Annotated in this window: 3 protein-coding genes; 2 read left to right on the top strand and 1 reads right to left on the bottom strand. The window is 74.4% G+C overall.

Annotated elements, in window-relative coordinates; genetic code table 11:
• The first annotated feature begins 75 nt into the window (after positions 1 to 75).
• Both JNUCC0626_RS08125 and JNUCC0626_RS08120 read left to right on the top strand, forming a co-directional pair.
• Entirely contained in the window at positions 76 to 1,824 is a 1,749-nt protein-coding gene (locus tag JNUCC0626_RS08125; RefSeq protein WP_394619052.1) for a 3-hydroxyacyl-CoA dehydrogenase family protein, read from the top strand.
• Positions 1,821 to 3,470: a thiamine pyrophosphate-binding protein gene (locus JNUCC0626_RS08120; protein WP_394619051.1), complete on the top strand. Its 1,650-nt coding sequence runs from the start codon at positions 1,821 to 1,823 to the stop codon at positions 3,468 to 3,470. The genes JNUCC0626_RS08125 and JNUCC0626_RS08120 overlap by 4 nt, the downstream gene beginning before the upstream one ends.
• 61 nt (positions 3,471 to 3,531) lie before the next feature.
• Here the strand turns inward: JNUCC0626_RS08120 and JNUCC0626_RS08115 are convergent, their stop codons facing one another.
• The gene (locus JNUCC0626_RS08115; protein ID WP_394619050.1) at positions 3,532 to 19,587 is read right to left on the bottom strand and encodes an SDR family NAD(P)-dependent oxidoreductase; all 16,056 of its coding nucleotides are present in this window, start codon (positions 19,585 to 19,587) and stop codon (positions 3,532 to 3,534) included.
• Between the last annotated feature and the right edge of the window lie 110 nt (positions 19,588 to 19,697).

The raw sequence follows: 19,697 nt of genomic DNA, 5'->3' as shown, positions 1-19,697 counted from the left end.
ACCGCGGCGGTGACCCCGGCGGTGGCCCGGCCGCGGTTCCGCTGCCGGCTCGACGAGGTGCGGAGGTGCTCCCCCATGGAGGGCAGGTTCAGGACCGTGTGGGTGGTCGGGCTGGGCGCGGTGGGTGCCGCGACCGCCGTCCTGCTCGCCACGAGCGGACGGCGGGTGGTGGGCGTGGTGCCGGACGCCGCCACGCTGACCGAGACCGGCGAACGACTGGAACGGCTCGTCCGCGCCGCACGGCCGAACGACGCGGAGGAGGTGCTCGCCCGCCTCGAACTCACCACCCGGATGGACACCGCGGCACCGGCCGATCTGGTCGTCGAGGCGGTGCCAGAGCGCCTGGACACCAAGACGAACGTCCTCGCGCGGGCCCACGCGCTCTGCCCGCCCGGCGCAGTCTTCGTCACCACCGCCATGACCCTGTCCGTGACGGAGATCGCCGCCCGCTCGGGCCGCATGTCCCGCACCGTCGGGCTCACCCTGTGCGAGCCGGGACGACCGGACGCCTCGGTCGTGGAGCTGGCCGGGACCCCGGTCACCGACGCCGACGTGCTCGCGGACGTCCGCGCACTCGCCGGGGAACTCGGCCGCACCCCTGTCGACGTCCACGACCGGCCCGGGCTGATCGGCCACGGGCTGCGGCTCGGCTACCTCAACGCGGCGGCCAGGATGTACGGCGAGGGGTACGCCTCCCGCGACGACATCGACACGGCCATGACGCTCGGGTGCGGGCTGCCGGTCGGGCCGCTCGCGCAGCTCGACCGGATGGGCGTGGACGTCGCGCTCGACGCGCTCACCGCACTGCACGAACGCACCGGGGAACCCCAGCACCGCCCGGCTCCGCTGCTGACGGCGATGGCGTCGGCCGGCCTGCTCGGAGTCAAGACCGGCCGGGGTTTCCACGACTACCGGACCTCCCCCGACAGCACCACCGCACCGGTCGCCGCACCCTCGGCACGTCTGCCGGAACGGATCGGGATCATCGGCTCGGGCACCATGGCCCGCGGCATCGCCGAAGTGCTCACCACGTCCGGGTTCGCCACCACCCTCGTCGCCAGGACCGAGTTGCGCACGAAGGAGGCCGGGGCGGCGGTGGAGCGCTCGCTCGACCGCCGGGTGCGCCGGGGCCGGATCACACCGGACGCCCTCGCGGCGGCGATCGACCTGCTGACCTGCGAGACCGAGCTCGGCGCGATCGCCGGGTGCGACGTGGTGATCGAGGCCGTCGCCGAGGACCTCGGCGTGAAGCGCCGGGTGTTCGGCGAGCTCGACGCGATCGCCCGGCCGGGAGCCGTGCTCGCGACGACGACCTCCAGCCTGTCCGTGCTCGACTGCGCGACCGCCACCGGCCGGCCGCAGGACGTGGTGGGCCTGCACTTCTTCAACCCTCCCCCGGCGATGCGGCTCGTCGAGGTGGTGCGGACGTTGTTCACCGCGCCCGAGGTCGTCGCCGGCGCGCTCGCGCTCACCCGCGCACTGGGCAAGACGCCGGTCGCCTGCGCGGACCGCACCGGGTTCATCGTCAACGCGTTGCTGTTCCCCTACCTGAACAACGCGGTGGCGGCCGTCGAACGGCACCACGTCGCGGTCGCCGACGTGGACCGCGTGATCACCGGGGCGCACGGCCATCCCATGGGCCCCTTCAGACTGCTCGACACCATCGGGCTCGACGTGGCACTCGCCATCCAGGAGTCGCTGCACGCGGCGTTCGCCCCGGTCGTGCCCGCACCGGCACGCCACCTCACCGACCTCGTGGCGGCCGGCGTGCTCGGCCGCAAGAGCGGGCGCGGTTTCCTCGGCCACGACGGGGGTGCGGTGTGAACGTCGCGGAGGCGCTGGGCACGACCCTGGTGAAGTACGGCGCCGACGCGGTGTTCGGCGTCGTCGGCAGCGGGAACTTCCACATCACCAACGCGCTGGTCGCCGCGGGCGCCCGGTTCGTCGCCGCGAGGCACGAGGGTGGGGCCGCGGTCATGGCCGACGCCTACGCGCGCGCCACCGGCAGGCTCGGTGTGCTGTCGCTGCACCAGGGTCCCGGGTTGACCAACGCCGTCACGGGCATCACCGAGGCCGCCAAGAGCGGGACGCCGCTGCTGGTGCTCGCGGCCGAGACGGGCGCGGGCGGGGTGCGGTCGAACTTCCGGATCGACCAGGCGGCGCTGGCCCGGTCGGTCGGTGCGGTGGCGGACCGGATCGGCTCGCCGGACACGGCGGCGGACGACCTGGCCCGGGCCGTGCGCACGGCGCTGCACACGAGGCGGACGGTCGTGCTGAACCTGCCGCTCGACGTCCAGGCGGCGGCGTTCCCGTCCGGCGAGGTGCCCAGGACGCCGATCGTGCCCACCACGCCCGCCGCCTCCGACGAGGCGGTCGAGGCCCTGGCCGACCTGATCGCGCGGGCCCGGCGTCCGGTGTTCGTCGCCGGGCGGGGCGCCTGGCTCTCGAACGCCGGGCAGGCGCTGCGGGCGCTGGCCGAACGGGGTGGTGCGTTGCTCGCGACGTCGGCGGTCGCCCGCGGCCTCTTCGCCGGCGACCCGTTCGACCTCGACGTGAGCGGCGGGTTCGCCACGCCCGCCGCGGTGGACCTGATCGGTGCCGCGGACCTGGTCGTCGGCTGGGGCGCCGGGCTGAACTCGTGGACGTTGCGGCACGGCGCGCTGCTCGGCGAGGGTGCGGTGGTGGCGCAGGTCGACGTCGATCCGGAGCGGCTCGGCCGGCACACCGACATCGCGCTCGGTGTTCTCGGCGACGTCGCGGCCACGGCGCGTGCGGTGACCCGCGAACTCGTCCGGCGTGAGCACGTGCCGGCCGGCTACCGGGATCCCGGGGTCGCCGCGCGACTCGCCCGTGAGGGGAAGTGGCGCGACGTCCCGTTCTCCGACGACTCGGACGGCGGCCGCATCGATCCGCGCGCGCTGACGATCGCGCTGGACGACCTGCTGCCCGCCGAACGCACGGTCGCCGTCGACTCCGGGCACTTCGTCGGCTTCCCGACGATGTTCCTCTCCTGCGCCCGCGCCGGGCAGTTGCTGTTCACCCAGTCGTTCCAGTCGGTGGGGCTGGGTCTCGCGACGGCGATCGGCGCCGCCGTCGCCCGGCCGGGACAGCTGGTCGTCGCCGCGCTCGGTGACGGCGGCACGCTCATGGGCATCGCCGATCTGGAGACGGCGGTGCGGTTGCGGCTCGGCATCCTCGTCGTGGTCTACGACGACAGCGGGTACGGCGCCGAGGTCCACCACTTCGGGCCCAAGGGACATCCGCTCGACGCGGTGACGTTCCCCGACACCGACATCGCCGCAATCGCGCGGGGATTCGGCTGCGCCGGGCTGACCGTGCGCACCGCGGCCGACCTCGCCGGTGTCGGGTCCTGGCTCGCGGGGCCGCGCGATCGGCCTCTGGTGGTGGACGCGAAGGTGACGCCGGCGACCGTGGCCTGGTGGCTGCGGCACGTGCCTTCCGCGCACTGAGACCGGGCACGACGGATCCCGGGTGGCCGAGGCCGCCCGGGATCCGTCGTGCCCGGCGAGGTCAGTCCCCGGCGAACTCCGCGTCGATGAAGTCCAGCACCTGGCTCAGCGACGCCTCCGACAGGTCGGGCGCCTGCCGGGCCTCGACCGGCTGCCCGTCGCGGGAGGCCCACAGCGCGAGCAGATCGCTCAGCCTGGCCCCGATTCCGGCGTGCTCGCGGGGATCGGCCGTGGCGAGCTCCGTCTCCAGCCGGTCGAGCGTCTCGGCCACCGACGAGCGGGGTGCGAGCAGCGCGGCGACGTGCGCCGCCAGCTCCTTCGGCGTCGGGTGGTCGAAGGCGATGGTCGCGGGCAGGGAGAGCCCGGTGTCTCGTTCGACCCGGTTGCGCAGTTCCACCGCCGTGAGCGAGTCGAGCCCGAGGTCGAGGAAGCCCCTGCTCGCGTCGACCGCGCCGGCACCGGCGTGCCCGAGCACGGCGGCGGTGTGGAACAGCACCAGTTCGTCCGGCGTGGACGGTGCTCGGGCGGCGGTTTCCTTGGCTCGCAACGGACCGACTACGTCGCGCAGCAGGAACGGCACGTCCCCGGACACCCTGAGCCCGGCCACGTCCAGCCGGGCGGGCACGTAGGCGTGCGCCCCCGCGGCCGTGCGGTCGAACAGCGCGAGACCGTCCGAAGTGGACAGAGGAAGCATGCCCGCCGCCGCCATCCTGGTCAGGTCCGCGTCGGTGAGCCTGCCTCCCATGCCGTCCCGCTCGGCCCACAGTCCCCACGCGAGTGAGACGGCGTGGCCGCCCTCGCGGCGCACGCGGTGGGCCAGGGCGTCGAGGTAGGCGTTGGCCGCGGCGTAGTTGCCCTGCCCCGGTCCGCCCAGCACCCCGGAGGCCGAGGAGAACAGGACCAGCGCGGTCAGTCCGGGCAGCCCGGCGAGCCGGTGTGCGGCCGCCGTCTTGACGCGCAGCACGCGTTCCACCCGATCACGGTCGAGCGACGTCACGGCGGCGTCGTCGGTGATGCCGGCCGCGTGCACGACCGCGGTCACCGGAGGCTCGGCCGCGCGCACCACGGCGTCGAGGGCGTCCGGGTCGCCGACGTCGCACGCCTGGATCTCCACCTTCGCGCCGGACGCGGCCAGTTCGTCCCGGAGTCGTCGCGCGCCAGGCGCTTCGCCGCCACGGCGGCTGACCAGCAGGAGGTCGCGGACGCCGTGAGCGGTGACCAGGTGCCGCGCCAGCAGAGCGCCGAGACCGCCCGTGCCGCCGGTGACCAGCACCGTGCCCGCTCCCGCGAAGTCCGGCGGTGGTGCCGGTTCGGCGCGGACGAGCCTCGGTGCGAACGCCGCACCGGCGCGCAGGGCGAGCTGGGGCGCCCCGGTCGCGGCCGCGCGCCGCACCAGGTCGTCGTCCGCGGTGTCGTCGAGGTCGATCACGACGAACCGCCCGGGGTGCTCGGACTGGGCCGAGCGCACGAGTCCCCACACGGCCGCCTGGTCCGGATCGACGTCGTCGTCGCCCACCGCGGCGGCCCGCCGGGTGAGCAGCACCAGCCGCTGGGACGCGTCACCGGTGGCGAGCCAGCCGGTGATCAGGTCGAGCGTGCCGGACACGGCGTCCACCGCGGCACCTCCGGCCGCGTCGAGCACGACCACGTCCGGGGCGGCCGGCGGCGGCAGGGCCAGCGGCGCCCAGTCGACGCGGAACAGCGAGCCGGCGGCCACGTCGCGATCGGCGGTGAGCACGGCGTGGTCGGCCGGGCCGAACTCGACCAGCCCGATCGACGCCACCGGGGTGCCGTCGGCGGCCGCGGCGTCGAGCGCCACGCCGTCGCCGGTCCTGGTGATCCGCAGCAGCGTCGCCGGTCCAGTCGGGACGGTCAGGTCCCGGAACCCGGTGACGAGCGGTCCCGCCAGGCCGCCGAGCGCCTGCCAGGCGCCGTCCCAGCGGGTGAGGCCGGCTTCGGGCAGTTCGGCGACGAGTTCGTCGCCGGAGCGCCACGCGCCGAGGATCGCGTAGGCCTCGCCGAGCCGTGCGGACTCGTGCGGCACCGGGGTGATCGGTGTGCCGGTGGGCCTGCGCACCGGGCGGGAGGGGCCCACCGCCGGGCCGAGCAGGCCCGCGGCGAACCTGATCCAGCCGTCGCCGGTGCGCCGGTGCAGGCTCAGCGTCCTGTCCTCGGCCCGCACCCGCAGCTGGATCTCGGCCGCCGCGTCTCCGCGCAGCACGACCTGGGACTCGATCCGCAGCTCGGCGACCGCGCCGAACCCGGCCGACGCGGCCGCGTGGACCGCGAGGTCCGCGAGCACGCCACCGCCGACGACGACCTCGCCCAGCACGACGTGGTCCGCGAGCCACGGCAGGGTCGCCGTGGACAGCTCCCCGCCGAAGACGAGTTCGCCGGTGCCCGCGATCTCCAGCACCGAGGTGAGCACCGGGTGCCCGGTGGCGGCGGGCCGCGGTGACGACTCGCTGAGCCAGAACCTCGTGTGCTCGAACGGGTACGTGGGCAACTCGACCGGTGGCGCCGGCGGCACGAGGGCCCGCCAGTCCACCTCGACCGGAAGCGCGGACAGTGCGGTGAGCAGCGCGGTGTCCTCCGGCACGCCGGTGCGTTGCGCGGGCACGCCCAGTCCGCCGCCCACCAGCGGGGTGAGCACGCTGCCGGGCCCGATCTCCAGGTGGGTGCGCGTGCCGAGCGCGGCCAGCACGGCGCCGAACCGCACGGGTTCGCGGGCCTGCCGCAGCCAGTAGCCGGCCCCGAAGTCCACTTCGGACTCACCGGTGACCGAGGCGATCACGGGCAGCTCCGGTGCCCGGAACGTGAGGCCGCGCAGCACCTCCTCGAACTCCGGCAGGATCTCGTCGACGTGCCCGGAGTGGAACGCGCGGTCGACCGCGAGCCGCCGGGTCCGGTGCCCGCGCTCGGCCAGTTCGGCCGCCACGGCGGACACCGCGGTCTCGTCGCCCGACAGCACGACGGACGCCGGTCCGTTCACGGCGCCGATCCACACGCCCGGCCGCAGCAGCGGCAGCACCTCCGCCTCGGCCGCGCGCACGGACACCATCACGCCGGGCCGCATCGCCCGCATGAGCCGGCCGCGCGCGGTGACCAGGGTCAGCGCGTCCTCCAGCGACAGCACCCCGGCCACGTGGGCCGCGGCGACCTCGCCGATCGAGTGCCCGGCGACGACGTCCGGCCGCGCGCCGAGCGACGCGAGCAGCCGCACCAGCGCGACCTCGAAGGCGAACAGCGCGGGCTGGGTGTGGTCAGTGCGGCCGACGTCCTCGCTCCACACGTGCTCCGTGCCGATCTCCTCGATCGCCGCGCGGAACACCGGGAACGCCTCCGCGAGCCCGCGTCCCATGCCGACGCGCTGGGAACCCTGTCCGGAGAACAGGAAGCTCAGTCCGGCGGGGCCGGTGGGCGTGGCGTCGAACGCGAGCAGAGCGGCGCGCGCTTCCTCCTCCGTCCGCGCCACGACCACGCCGCGGTGCGAGTGGGTGGTGCGGGTCGTGAGCAGTGAGTGCGCGAGCGCCGCCGGGGACGCGGACACGGCCGCGAGCCGGTGGGCCTGGCGGCGCAGCGCCTCCTCGCCGCGGGCGGAGAACACGAGCGGCACCGCCCTGTCCTGGGCGGGAACCTCGGGCTCCGCGGCCGGTTCGGGTGCCTGCTCCAGCACCACGTGGGCGTTGGTGCCGCTGATCCCGAACGACGACACGGCCACCCGTCGCGGCCGGTCGGTCACCGGCCACGGGCGGGCGCTCGTCACGACCTCGACCGCACCGGACGACCAGGCGACGTGCGGGCTCGTCCGCGCGGCGTGCAGGGTGGCGGGCACGACGCCGTGCCGCAGCGCCAGCACCGCCTTCACCACTCCCGCGACGCCGGCCGCCGCCTGGGTGTGGCCGATGTTCGACTTCACCGAGCCCAGCAGCAGCGGGGTGGCGCGGTCCCGTCCGTAGGTGGCGAGCAGGGCCTCCGCCTCGATCGGGTCTCCCAGCCGGGTGCCGGTGCCGTGCGCCTCCACGACGTCCACTTCGGACGGTGTCAGGCCCGCGTCCGCCAGTGCGGCGCGGATGACCCGTTGCTGGGCCGACCCGTTGGGCGCGGTCAGGCCGTTCGACGCGCCGTCCTGGTTGACCGCGCTGCCGCGCAGGACGGCCAGCACGCGGTGGCCGCGTTCCCGCGCGTCGGAGAGGCGTTCGAGCAGCAGCACGCCGACGCCCTCCGACCAGGCCGTGCCGTCCGCGCCGGCGCCGAACGACTTGCAGCGGCCGTCCGGCGCGAGACCGTTCTGCCTGCTGAAGTCGACGAACGGCTCGGGGCTCGTCAGCACGCTCACGCCGCCCGCGAGCGCGAGCCCGCACTCCCCGCGCCGCAGCGACCGCGCGGCCAGGTCCATCGCCACCAGACTCGACGAACAGGCGGTGTCGACGGTCAGCGCCGGGCCTTCCAGCCCGAAGAAGTACGAGATCCGCCCGGACACGACGCTGCCGGAGTTGCCGGTGCCCAGGTAACCCTCGACCTCGTCCGGAACGCTGTGCAGGCGTGCGGCGTAGTGGCCGCCGTTGGTGCCCGCGAACACCCCGGTGCGGGAGCCGCGCAGCTCGTCCGGGTCGATCCCGGCCCGTTCGAACACCTCCCACGAGGCCTCCAGCAGGAGCCGCTGCTGCGGATCCATCGCCAGGGCCTCGCGCGGGGAGATGCCGAAGAAGTCCGCGTCGAACCCGGCGACGTCGGCGAGGAATCCGCCCACGTTCACGTAGCTCGAGCCGGGCGTCGCACCGGTCGGGTCGTGGGGGACGTGCCAGCCGCGGTCGCCGGGGAACGGCACGATGCCGTCCTGTTCGGCGAGCACCAGGTCCCACAGTTCCTCGGGGGACGTGACGCCGCCGGGCAGCCGGCAGGCCATCCCGATGATGGCGATCGGTTCGTCGTCGTGCGCGGCCGCGACCTGGTCCTCGACCCGCGGCTGCTGCTCGCCGAGCCGTTCGGCGAGCATGCGGGTCAACGCGTCGGCGGTCGGGTGGTCGAACACGACGGTGGCGGCCAGCGCGAGACCGGTCGCGGTGGCGAGCCTGTTGCGCAGCTCCACGGCGGTCAGCGAATCCAGCCCCAGCTCACGCAGCGGCCGGTGCGGCGCGACCGGCCCGGTCAGTCCGAGCACGCGGGCGATCTCGGTGCCGACCACTTCGCCGAGCGGCGCCTGCTCGGCCGTGCGCGGCTCGACCTCGGCCAGTTCGGCGAAGAGCGGCTCCGGCCGGGCCGTGGCGAGCACCTGCCAGTCCACGTCGACGACCACCGAGGACGGGTGCCCGGCTGACAGAGCGCGGGCCAGCGCGTCGATCGCGTCGTCCGGGGACAACGGGACGACCCCGGTGCGGGCGATGCGCGCGGCGACGGCCTCGTCCGAGGCCATGCCCTCGCCGGCCCACGGTCCCCACGCCACCGACGTGGCGGGCAGCCCGTGCGCGTGCCGAAAGCCGGCCAGTGCGTCGAGGTAGGCGTTGGCCGCGGCGTAGTTGGCCTGGCCGGCGCCCCCGACAGCACCCGCGAACGAGGAGAACAGGACGAACGCACTCAGGTCGAGGTGCCGGGTCGCCTCGTGCAGATGCCGGGCGCCGAGGACCTTGGGTCCCGCGACGGCGGCGAAGCGCTCCGGAGTGAGCGCGGCGAGCACGCCGTCGTCGAGCACCCCGGCCGCGTGCACGACCGCGGTGACGGGATACCGGGCGATCAGCTCGTCGACCTGCGCCCGGTCGGTGATGTCGCAGGCGACGACGGCGACACCCGGTTCGATCGGCCCGGCGGAAGCGTCCGGTCCCCTGCGGCTGACCAGCAGGACCTCGTCGGCTCCCCGCGCCGCGAGCCAGCGGGCGACGTGCCGCCCGAGCGCCCCGGTTCCGCCGGTGACGAGCACCGTGCCGGAGAACCGCGCGGCCGGCTCGGCCTCACCGGCGGGCACGAGCCGGCGAGCGAGCACCGCGCCGTCGCTGATGGCCACCTGGTCCTCAGCGCCCGACAGCACGGCGGCGAGGCGGGCGAGGTCGCGTCCGGACGGCTCGGCGGGCAGGTCGGCGAGGCCGCCCCAGTCGCCGGGATGCTCCAGCGCCGCGACCCGGCCGAGGCCCCACAGCATCGCCTGCACGGGGTTCGCGGCGGTGTGCGCGGCGCCGGCCGTGACGCACCACAGCCTCGTGCCGGTGCCGGCCAGGGTCGCGAGGACGTCGCGGGTCGCGGTCAGCGAGACCGGCACGGCGTCGTCGCCCAGTCCGGTGTCGGCCAGGGCCAGCAGGGACACGACGCCTCGGGCGGGCAGGGCTGCCTGGAGGTCGGCCGGGGTGGCGACGATGGTGACGGTCGCGCCCCTGGCGGTCAGCGCGGCCGCGATCTCGGCCGCGCAGGTGGTGAGGGTGGTGGCGCTGGTGGCGCCAGTCTCACCGGAGCCGCCGATCTCGCCGGCGCCGCTGGTCTGGCTGGAGCCGCCCGCGCCGCCGGTGTCGCCGCCGAGCACGATCCAGTGCCCGTCGAGCCTGCCCGCCGCCGCGACAGGACGCCACGCCTCCTGGTACCGCAGCGTGTCGGTGCGTTCGACCGGCCACCAGTACCGCTGCGGCTGGAACGCGTAGGTCGGCAGGTCGACCAGGGGTGCCGGGGTCGTGGGATTCCACGCGACACCCCGCACGTACACCGCCGCGACCGCCGCGAGCACGGTCTCCGGTTGTGCGCCCGTGGCGGCCGCGTGCCCCTCTACCAGCGGTGCGAGCGTCGCGCTCGGGCCGATCTCCAGGTGGTGGCGGGCGTCGAGCGTGCGCAGCGCGTCGGCGAAGCGCACCGGCTCGCGGGCCTGTCGCAGCCAGTAGGCCGCGTCGAAGTCCTCGTCGAGCCGACCGGTGACGGTGGAAACGACCGGGATGGCCGGTGGGGTGAACGCCAGGCCGCCGAGCACCTCGGCGAACTCCGGCAGCAGCGCGTCGACGTGGCCGGAGTGGAACGCGCGTTCCACGCGGAGCCTGCGGGTGCGCACGCCCAGCGAGGCGGCGAGGATGGAGGTCGGCTCGGCGTCACCGGACAGCACCACGGCCCGCGGGCCGTTCACCGCGGCGATCCACACGCCTGGTTCGAGTGTGATGTCCTGCTCGGCGGCCTCGACGGCGATCATCACGCCCGGTGGCATCGCGGCCATCAGCCTGCCGCGCGCCACGACCAGCCTCGCCGCGTCGTCCAGCGACAGCACGCCGGCGGCGTGCACGGCGGCGATCTCGCCGATCGAGTGGCCCGCCAGCCGGTCGGGGACGACGCCCCAGTCCGTCAGCAGGCGGTGCAGTGCGGTCTGGAACACGAAGAGGCCGGGCTGGGTGAACTCAGTGCGGTTCACGGCCTCCTCGTCGTCCAGAGCGGCGCTCAGCGACGTGCCGAGGTGCTCCTCCACCGCCTGGCGGGCTTGGGCGAAGGCCGTCCGGAACACCGGGAACTCTGCGGCCAGCGCTCGCCCCATGCCGGGACGCTGGGCACCCTGGCCGGAGAACAGGAACGCGGTGCGTCCGGGGGTCAGGCCTTCTCCCGCAACGAGGTTCGGCGCCTGCCCTGCCGTCTCCAGCGCGCGTAGTGCTGTGCGGAGTTCCTCCTCGGTGCGGCCGAAGACGGCCGCGCGGTGCTCCATCGCCGACCGCGTGGTCGCGAGCGAGCGGGCGATCGACGCGGGAGATCCCTGGGCCCCCGCGAGTTTCGCGGCCTGGGCGCGCAACGCCGGCGCCGAGTGAGCCGAGAGCAGCCAGGTCGTCAGGCCGTCGTGGGCGGCGCCTTGTTCGGTGCTCGGCGGTGGTTCTTCGAGGATGAGGTGGGCGTTGGTGCCACTGATGCCGAAGGACGAGATGGCGGCGCGGCGGGGCCTGTCGGCAGTGGGCCAGGGGGTCGTGTCGGTGGTGGGGTGCAGGGTGGTCCACGGCGCGTGCGGGGTGGGCTCGGTGATGTGCGGGGTCGCGGGGAGTTGCCGGTGCTGCAAGGCGAGGATCATCTTGATGGTGCCGGCGGCGCCCGCGGCGGCTTGGGTGTGGCCGATGTTGGCTTTGACGGCGCCGAGGTGCAGTGGCGTGGTGCGGCCTGGCGCGTAGGTGTTGTGCAGGGCGTGGGCCTCGATGGGGTCGCCGAGTTTCGTGCCGGTGCCGTGGGTTTCGACGGCGTCGATGTCGGCGGGGTCGAGGCCCGCGTTGGCCAGGGCGGTGCGGATGACGCGTTCCTGCGCCGGACCGTTCGGGGCGGTCAGGCCGTTCGAGGCGCCGTCCTGGTTCACCGCGCTTCCCTTGACGACGGCGAGGATCCGGCGGCCGTTGCGGCGCGCGTCCGACAGCTTCTCCAGCAGCAGGACACCGACGCCTTCGCCCCACGCGGTGCCGTCGGCGTCCGCCGAGAACGGCTTGCACCGGCCGTCCGCCGCCAGTCCGCCCTGTCGTGCGAACTCCAGGAACGCGCCCGGCGTGGACATCACGGTGACGCCGCCGGCGAACGCGAGACCGCATTCGCCGCGCCGCAACGACTCCGCGGCGAGGTGGATCGCCACCAGCGACGACGAGCACGCCGTGTCGATCGTCAGCGCGGGCCCCTCCAGACCCAGCGTGTAGGACACCCGTCCGGACAGCACACTGCCGGAACTGCCGGTGATCAGGTAGCCGCCGCTCGCCTTCTCCCGTTCGCCGGTGAGCGAGACGTAGTCCTGGCCGTTGCTGCCCGCGAACACGCCGGTCGCGGTGCCGCGCAACGAGTCCGGCGCGATCCGGGCGTGCTCCGCCGCCTCCCACGCGGCGTGCAGGAACAGCCGCTGCTGCGGGTCCATGGCCACGGCCTCGCGCGGTGAGATGCCGAAGAACTCGGCGTCGAAGTCGCCCGCGTCGTGCAGCATCCCGCCGCGCGGACTCAGCACGACGCCGGGGCGGTCGGGATCCGTCAACGGCCCGACCCGCCAGCCGCGGTCGTCCGGGAACCCCGTCATGGCGTCCCCGCCGGACACCAGCAACTCCCAGAACGCCTCCGGTGAGTCCGCTCCCCCGCCGAACCGGCAGGCCATGCCGATGACCGCGACCGGCTCGTCGGCACGCGTCGCACTCACGGCCTCCTGCTTCTCCGCCGCACCGCCGAGCAGTCCTCGCAGGAACGCGGCCAGCGCGGCGGGCGTCGGGTGGTCGAACACGGCCGTGACCGGCAACTCGGCCCCGGTGGCCGCGACGAGCTCGTTGCGCAGCCGCACCGCGGTGAGCGAGTCGAACCCGAGTTCCTTGAACGCCCGGTCCGGCGCCACGTCCGCCGCGGAGGAGTGTCCGAGCACCGCGGCGGCATGAGCACGCACCACCTCGTCCAGGTCGTCCTGACGGGCCCGGTTGACCGCCGCCCGCCGCGTCCGGGTCTCCGCGCGCTTCTTCGCCGCCACGACCACCGGCGCGTCCACGGTCAGCGCGGCGTCGAACAGCGCCAGCGCCTCCTCGGTCCGCAACGCGTCGTCCCCGAGCCGGGCGCGCTCGTCGTCCCGCAGGTGCGCGGTGAGCCCGCTGCGCACCTCCCACAACCCCCACGGCAACGACACCGCGGGCAGGCCGGCGCGCCTGCGCCGATGCGCGAAGCCGTCGAGGAACGCGTTGGCAGCGGCGTAGTTCGCCTGCCCCGCCGTGCCCAGCACCCCCGCGACCGACGAGAACAACACGAACGCCCGCGCGTCCACCGCCAGCTCGTGCAGGTTGAGCACACCATCCACTTTGGACCGCAGGACCGCCTCGACGCGATCCGGCGTCAAGCCGGTGAGCACGCCGTCAGCCAGGGCGCCCGCGGCGTGCACGACAGCCGTCACCGCCGGCACCTGCGCGCTCAGAACGCGGGCGAGCGCCGCACGATCAGCGACATCGCACGCGGCGACGGCCACGTCGGCGCGATCGCCGATGTCGTCCAGCAACTCGGCCACACCCGCCGCCTCGGCCCCGCGCCTGCCGACGAGCAGCAGGTGCCGAACCCCGTGCACCTCGACGAGGTGGCGGGCCACCAGTCCGCCGAGCACTCCGGTGGCGCCGGTGACCAGCACCGTTCCGTCGCCCCAGTCGGCCGCGGTGGCGCCGGTCTTCGCCGGGAGGAGTTCTTCGGCGAAGACCTCGTCGCCTCGGACCCGGAGGCGGGGGCGGTCGGCGGCGATGGCCGCGAGGAGGGCGGCCGGAGAGGACGTGGAGGCCACCGGCGCGAAGGTGGTGGGGCGGTGCGCATGCCCGCCGTTCGCGGCGAAATCGTGCGAGCCGTCCAGGTCGACCAGAGTGAACCGGTTCGGGTGCTCCGCCTGCGCTGCCCTCACGAGACCCCACAGGGCGCTCGTCGCCGGGTCCTCGGGAGCGTTCTCCGTCAGGAACACCAGCCGCTCGGCCCGGTTCTCGGTCACCCACCCGCGAAGCAGGTCGATCGCGCGGTCCAGGACCGGCCGCACCTCGGTTCCGGCGGGCGGGAAGTGTGCGAGCAGGACGTCAGGGTGTTCCGAGGGCTCGCAGGGCCGGCAGGCACGGGGCACGTCGCCCAGCGGTGCCCAGGCGAGCGGCCGCCCGGCGGGCAGTTCGAGCCGGCGGTGGCCTGGGGTGAAGAGGCCTCCCTTCCCCGTGGTGCGACGGACTTCGCGCACCGCGCCGAACCGGACCGTGGCGGTGAAGACCGCGGCATCGGTCGCGTCGTGTGCTGTCAGGTGGAGCGTGTGCGGGCCGGTGCTGGTCGACCTCGTGCACAAGGTGGAGGCGCCGGTCGCGTGGACTGCCAGGTTCGTCCACTCGACCGGGAGCAGGTCGCCGTCCAGGCCCTCGGTGGCGGCGGCGAGCAGGGCGGGGTGCAGGACGTGGGCGGAGGTGTCCTCGTCCACCGACACCTCGGTGTGCGGGCCGGTGGGCGCGGGCGGTGTCACCTCGTCGGCGCTGAGCGCGCCTCGGGCCACGGGGAGCCAGTCGTCCTGCTGGCGCAGGTGGATCGTGAAGTGGCGGCGGTCTTCCAGCGGCGCCTCGATCACGACCTGGAGCGACTCCTTCGCCTCGCTCACCGCGTCGACCACCAGGTGGGCGACGGTGGGCAGGTCCACGGCGTCGCCTGCCGCCAGGGCCAGGTCCACCAGCACGGCCGGGGTGACGGCGTCCACGTGTCCGGTCAGGACGGTCGCGCCGGGGCGTGCCAGGTCCAGCGCGGCGGTCAGCACCGGGTGGCCCGTGCCGCGCAGCCCCAGGGTGGTGGGCGCTGGAGCCGGCCAGTAGCGCGTTCGCTGGAACGGGTACGTGGGCAGGTTCGGCGGTGTGGTGCCGGCGGTGGGGAGTTGGACGGGGAGGCCGTGGGTGTGGGCGTGGGCGAGGTTGTGGTGGAGCAGGTGGGGTTTGTCGCGGTGCAGGGACGGAGTGGTGGTGACGGTGGGCAGTGTCGTCTGGATGGGTGCGGTGAGAGTGGGGTGCGGGCTGGTCTCGATGAAGTGGGTGTGGTGGTGCTGGTGGAGGGTGGTCAGTGCTTGGTGGAGGTGGACGGGGTTGCGGAGTTGGTCGTACCAGTAGTCCGCGGTGAGGGTGGTGGTGTCGAGCGGCTCTGTGTGGGTGCCGTGGGTGGAGTAGAACGGCACGGTGCCGGCGACCGGTGTGATCGGCAGTGCCACAAGAATGTCGTGGAGTGGGTCGATGTGCGGGGTGTGGGAGGCGTAGTCGACGGGGATGAGCCGACAGCGGATGTTGTGGGCGTTGCAGTGTTCCAGCAGCCGATGTATCGCTTCGACGTCGCCCGCGACGATGGTGATGGTGGGCGAGTTGTGGGCGGCGATGTGCACGCCGGGCGGCAGCAGCGAGACTAGTTCGTGGGCGGGCAGGTCGATCGATGCCATGGTTCCGCTGCCGGCCAACGACTTCAGGGCGAGGGACCGTTGCGCGGAGAGCAGGGTGGCGTCGTGCAGGGACAACGCACCTGCGACGTGGGCTGCGGCGATCTCACCCTGCGAGTGGCCGATCACGGCGTCCGGCTGGATGCCGCGGTCCTGCCAGAGCCGGGCCAGCGCGATCATCATGGTGAACAGGGCGGGCTGGATCCGCTCGACCCGATCCAAGGGTCCCGCGTTGCCGCGCAACAGGTCCACCATCGAATAGTCCAGATGCGCACGGAACTCCGCGTCGCATTCCTCGACCGCAGAAGCAAAGACGGGTTCGGTCGCGTAGAGGTGGGCGCCCATGCCGTCCCACTGAGAGCCCTGGCCGGGGAACACGAACACCGTGCCGCCACGATCAGCGGGCACGGTCCCGGTCACCACATCGGCGTGCGGACGACCCGACGCCAAAGCCGAGAGCCCATCCGACAAGCCCGCACGGTCCGATGCCACGACCACCGCGCGGTGCCGCAACAACGCACGTGACCGCACCAGCCCGTCCGCGATCACCGACACCGGCTCGTCCACCGTCACCAGCCGACCGGCCAGCTCCCGCAACGCCGACTCCGACGCCGCCGACAACGGCACGAGCGTCACGGCGCCGGACTCCGCCACCGGCTCGGCGGGCAGGTCAGGCGCCTGCTCCAGCACCACGTGGGCGTTCGTCCCGCCCACGCCGAACGACGAGACCGCCGCGCGCCGCGGCCTGCCCGTCTCCGGCCACGGTGAGGACGAGGTCGCCAGTGCCACCGCGCCGGATGACCAGTCCACTTCGGACGTCGGCTCGCCGGCGTGCAGGGTCGCGGGCACGACACCGTGCCGCATCGCCTCGATCACCTTGATCACACCGGCGACGCCCGCGGCGGCCTGCGTGTGACCGATGTTCGACTTCACCGAACCCAGCCACAACGGCCGGTCCCGCTCACCGCCGTAAGCGGCGATCACAGCCTGCGCCTCGATCGGATCACCCAGCCGCGTGCCCGTCCCGTGCGCCTCGACGAGGTCCACTTCGGACGGTTCCAGGCCGGCGGCCGCCAGGGCCGCGCGGATGACTCGTTGCTGTGACGGCCCGTTCGGCGCGCTCAGGCCGTTGGAAGCGCCGTCCTGGTTCACCGCCGAACCGCGCACCACACCGAGGACCCGACGGCCGGCCCGGCGGGCGGTGGACAGGCGTTCCAGCGCGACGAGGGCCACGCCCTCGCCCCAGGCCGTGCCGTCCGCGTCGGCCGAGAAGGACTTGCAGCGGCCATCGGGTGCCAGCCCTTGCTGGCGGCTGAACTCGACGAACACCGACGGCGTCGAGAGCACGGCCACGCCGCCCGCGATGGCGAGCGTGCATTCGCCCCGCCGCAGGGACTCCGCGGCGAGGTGCAGGGCGACCAGCGACGACGAGCACGCCGTGTCGACGGTCAGGGCGGGGCCCTCCAGGCCCAGGGTGTAGGCGATCCGGCCGGACGCGACGCCGCCCGCCGTGCCGATGCTCAGGTGACCCTCGAGGTCGTCGGACGAGCGCTCGGCGAGACCCGCGTAGTCGTGGAACATCAGGCCCGCGAAGACGCCGGTCCGACTGCCGCGCACCGAGTCCGGCGCGATGCCGGACCGTTCCAGCAGTTCCCACGAGGCCTCCAGCAACAGCCTGTGCTGGGGGTCCATGGCGAGCGCCTCGCGCGGTGAGATGCCGAACAGGGAGGCGTCGAAGCCCGCCACGTCGTCCAGGAAACCGCCGTACCGCACGGAACTGGAGCCGGGACGCGCACCGGTGGGGTCGTGGAGGCCGGGGTCCCAGCCGCGGTCGTCGGGGAACGGTCCGATGCCCTCACCGCCGGAGGCGATCAGGTCCCACAGCTCCTCCGGCGAACCGACGCCGCCGGGCAGCCTGCACGCCATGCCGACGATGACGACCGGATCGTCGTCGTCCGCCCGCGGCGCTTCAGCGGAGAACTCGGCGGAAGTGCCGTCGAGCAGGTCCTCCAGGTGCCGGGCGAGGCGGCGCGGCGTCGGGTGGTCGTAGACGGCCGTCACCGGCACGGCCAGGCCTGTCGCACCGGTCAGCCGGGCGCGCAGTGCCACCGACAGCAGCGAGGTCAGGCCCTGCGCGCGGAACTCGCCGTCCGCGGGCACGGTCCTGCCGAGAACGCCCGCCACCTCGCGGCGCACGATGTCGACGAGCAGGCCGGGCCGCCCGGCCTTGCGCGCACGCACCGAGTCCGCGAGGGCTGTGGACTCGGTGCGGGGCAGGAGATCGCGCAGCACCGGATGGGGATCGCGCACGCGGGTCAGGTCGACGTCGACCGCCGCGATCAGCCGCTCCCCCGTCGACCGCGCCGCGTCCAGCAACGCGAGGCCGTCCGCGACCGGCAGGGTCCGCGCGGGCAGCCAGGACGGGGTGGTGAACCGGGGCTCGGCCTCCCACGGGCCGTAGGCGACGACGACCCGTCCCGGACGCTCGGCCACCGGCGAGCCGAACGGCACCAGCACCAGCTGCGGGCACCCGACGTCGGCGGGCGGAGCATCCAGCGCGTGCACGACCAGGCCGGGGGTCCCGGCGGGCAACGCGCCGTCGGGCGACACCACCACGTGGCGCGCGCCGTGCCGGGTGGTGAAGTGCCGGGCGACGAGTCCGGCCAGCCCGTCCGGGTCGCCGGTCACCACCACGGCCAGGTCCGGGTCCACGGTGAGCCGGGCGCCACCCGCCGCGACGCGGACGAGCCGGTCGTCGTCGAAGCGGTGCAGCGCGGTGAACTCCGTGCCCTCGACCGAGAGCAGCCGGGCGGGCACCGACGCCAGCGCGTGCCGCACGACCTTGCCCGATCGGGTGTGCGGGAGCTCGTCCACGAGCAGCAGCTCGACGGGCACCTTGTAGGGCGAGAGGGCTTCCCGGCACGCGGCCATCGCCGCGGCGGTGTCGATGCCGGCACCGGTCAGGTAGGCCACCGGCACCTCGCCGAGCACCGGGTGCGGCCGGCCGGTGACACCGGCCCCGGTCACCCCCGGCACCGTCTGCAGCACGGCTTCGACCTCGGCGGGGTGCAGGTTCTCCCCGCCGCGGATCACCACGTCCTTCACCCGGCCGCGGATGAACAGGTTGCCGTCGTCGTCCTGGAAGGCGATGTCCCCGGTGCGGTACCAGCCGTCGGTCAGGGGGCTCTCGGCGGAACCGTGGTAGCCCAGCAACAGGTTCGGGCCGCGCACCGAGACCTCGCCCTCGGCGCCGTCCCCGGCGATCCGCACGTCCAGCCCGTCGACCGGCCTGCCGCACGAACCGGGCGGCACCGCGTCACCGGGACGGGTCATCGTGATCGCACCGCAGGTCTCGGTGCTGCCGTAGCTGTCCACCAGCGGCACACCGGTGACGCGTTCGAACTCGGTGCGCAGCTCGGCCGGCGCCACCGCGCCGGTGCAGAGCGCGGCCCTCAACGCCGGCACCTCGGCACCGTGCTCCAGCAACCGGTGGTAGACGGCGGGCACACCAGCCATCAGCGTCACCGGCTCGGCCGCGAGCGCCGCGACGACGTTCTCCGGTGCCGCGTCGGCGACCAGCCGCGCCGACGCCCCCACCGTGGTCAGCCCGACCACGCACAGCACGTGCGACAGGCTGTGGAAGAGCGGCAACGGCCACAGCACGTGGTCGTCCCCGGACAGCCCGAGGATCGGCGCGTACGCGGCGGCCACCGACCACAGCACTGCCCGCTGCGTCGACAGCACGCCCTTGGGCACGCCGGTGGTGCCGGACGTGTAGAGCAGCCACGCGGGCTCGTCCAGGCCGAGGTCGTCGAGTGCGGGGGCGGGTGGCTCGGACGTGGCCAGCCGCTCGAACCCGCCGTCCTCCACGCCCACCACCAGCAGCCCGGTCGCGCCTCGCCGCGCGTGCCCGAGCGCGCCACGTCCGGCGAGCACGGCCACCGCGCCGCTGTCGGCGAGCACGTGCGCGAGCTCGGGACCGGAGGACAACGGGCTCATCGGCACCGCGACCAGTCCCGCGCGCAGCACGGCGAGATAGGCCTCGACGGTCTCCACCTCGTTGCCCATCAGCAACACCACGCGGTCGCCCCGGCCGAGCCGGGCCGCCAGGTGCCCGGCCACCCGGCCGGTGCGGGCGGCGAGTTCGGTGAATGTGACCGATCGGCGTTCGTCCGCGTACGCGATTCGGTCTCCGAAACGCCGGGCATTGGCCGCGACGGATTCCGGAAGAGAACGGACCAGATGGGCGTGGAACAACGCGTCGCCTCCTAAAACCCGTGGCAGGACAAGATAAACACGGAGGCGACGGGCCCGGAACCCGTAGTGGGAGCAGGAGCCCCGATTCTTCGTAGGGGTAGCCCTTAGGG

This window comes from Lentzea sp. JNUCC 0626 (genome assembly GCF_043632865.1).
GTDB lineage: Bacteria > Actinomycetota > Actinomycetes > Mycobacteriales > Pseudonocardiaceae > Lentzea.
Note: the sequence above shows the minus strand (reverse complement) of the source record. Positions and strands in the feature narration are given on the sequence as shown.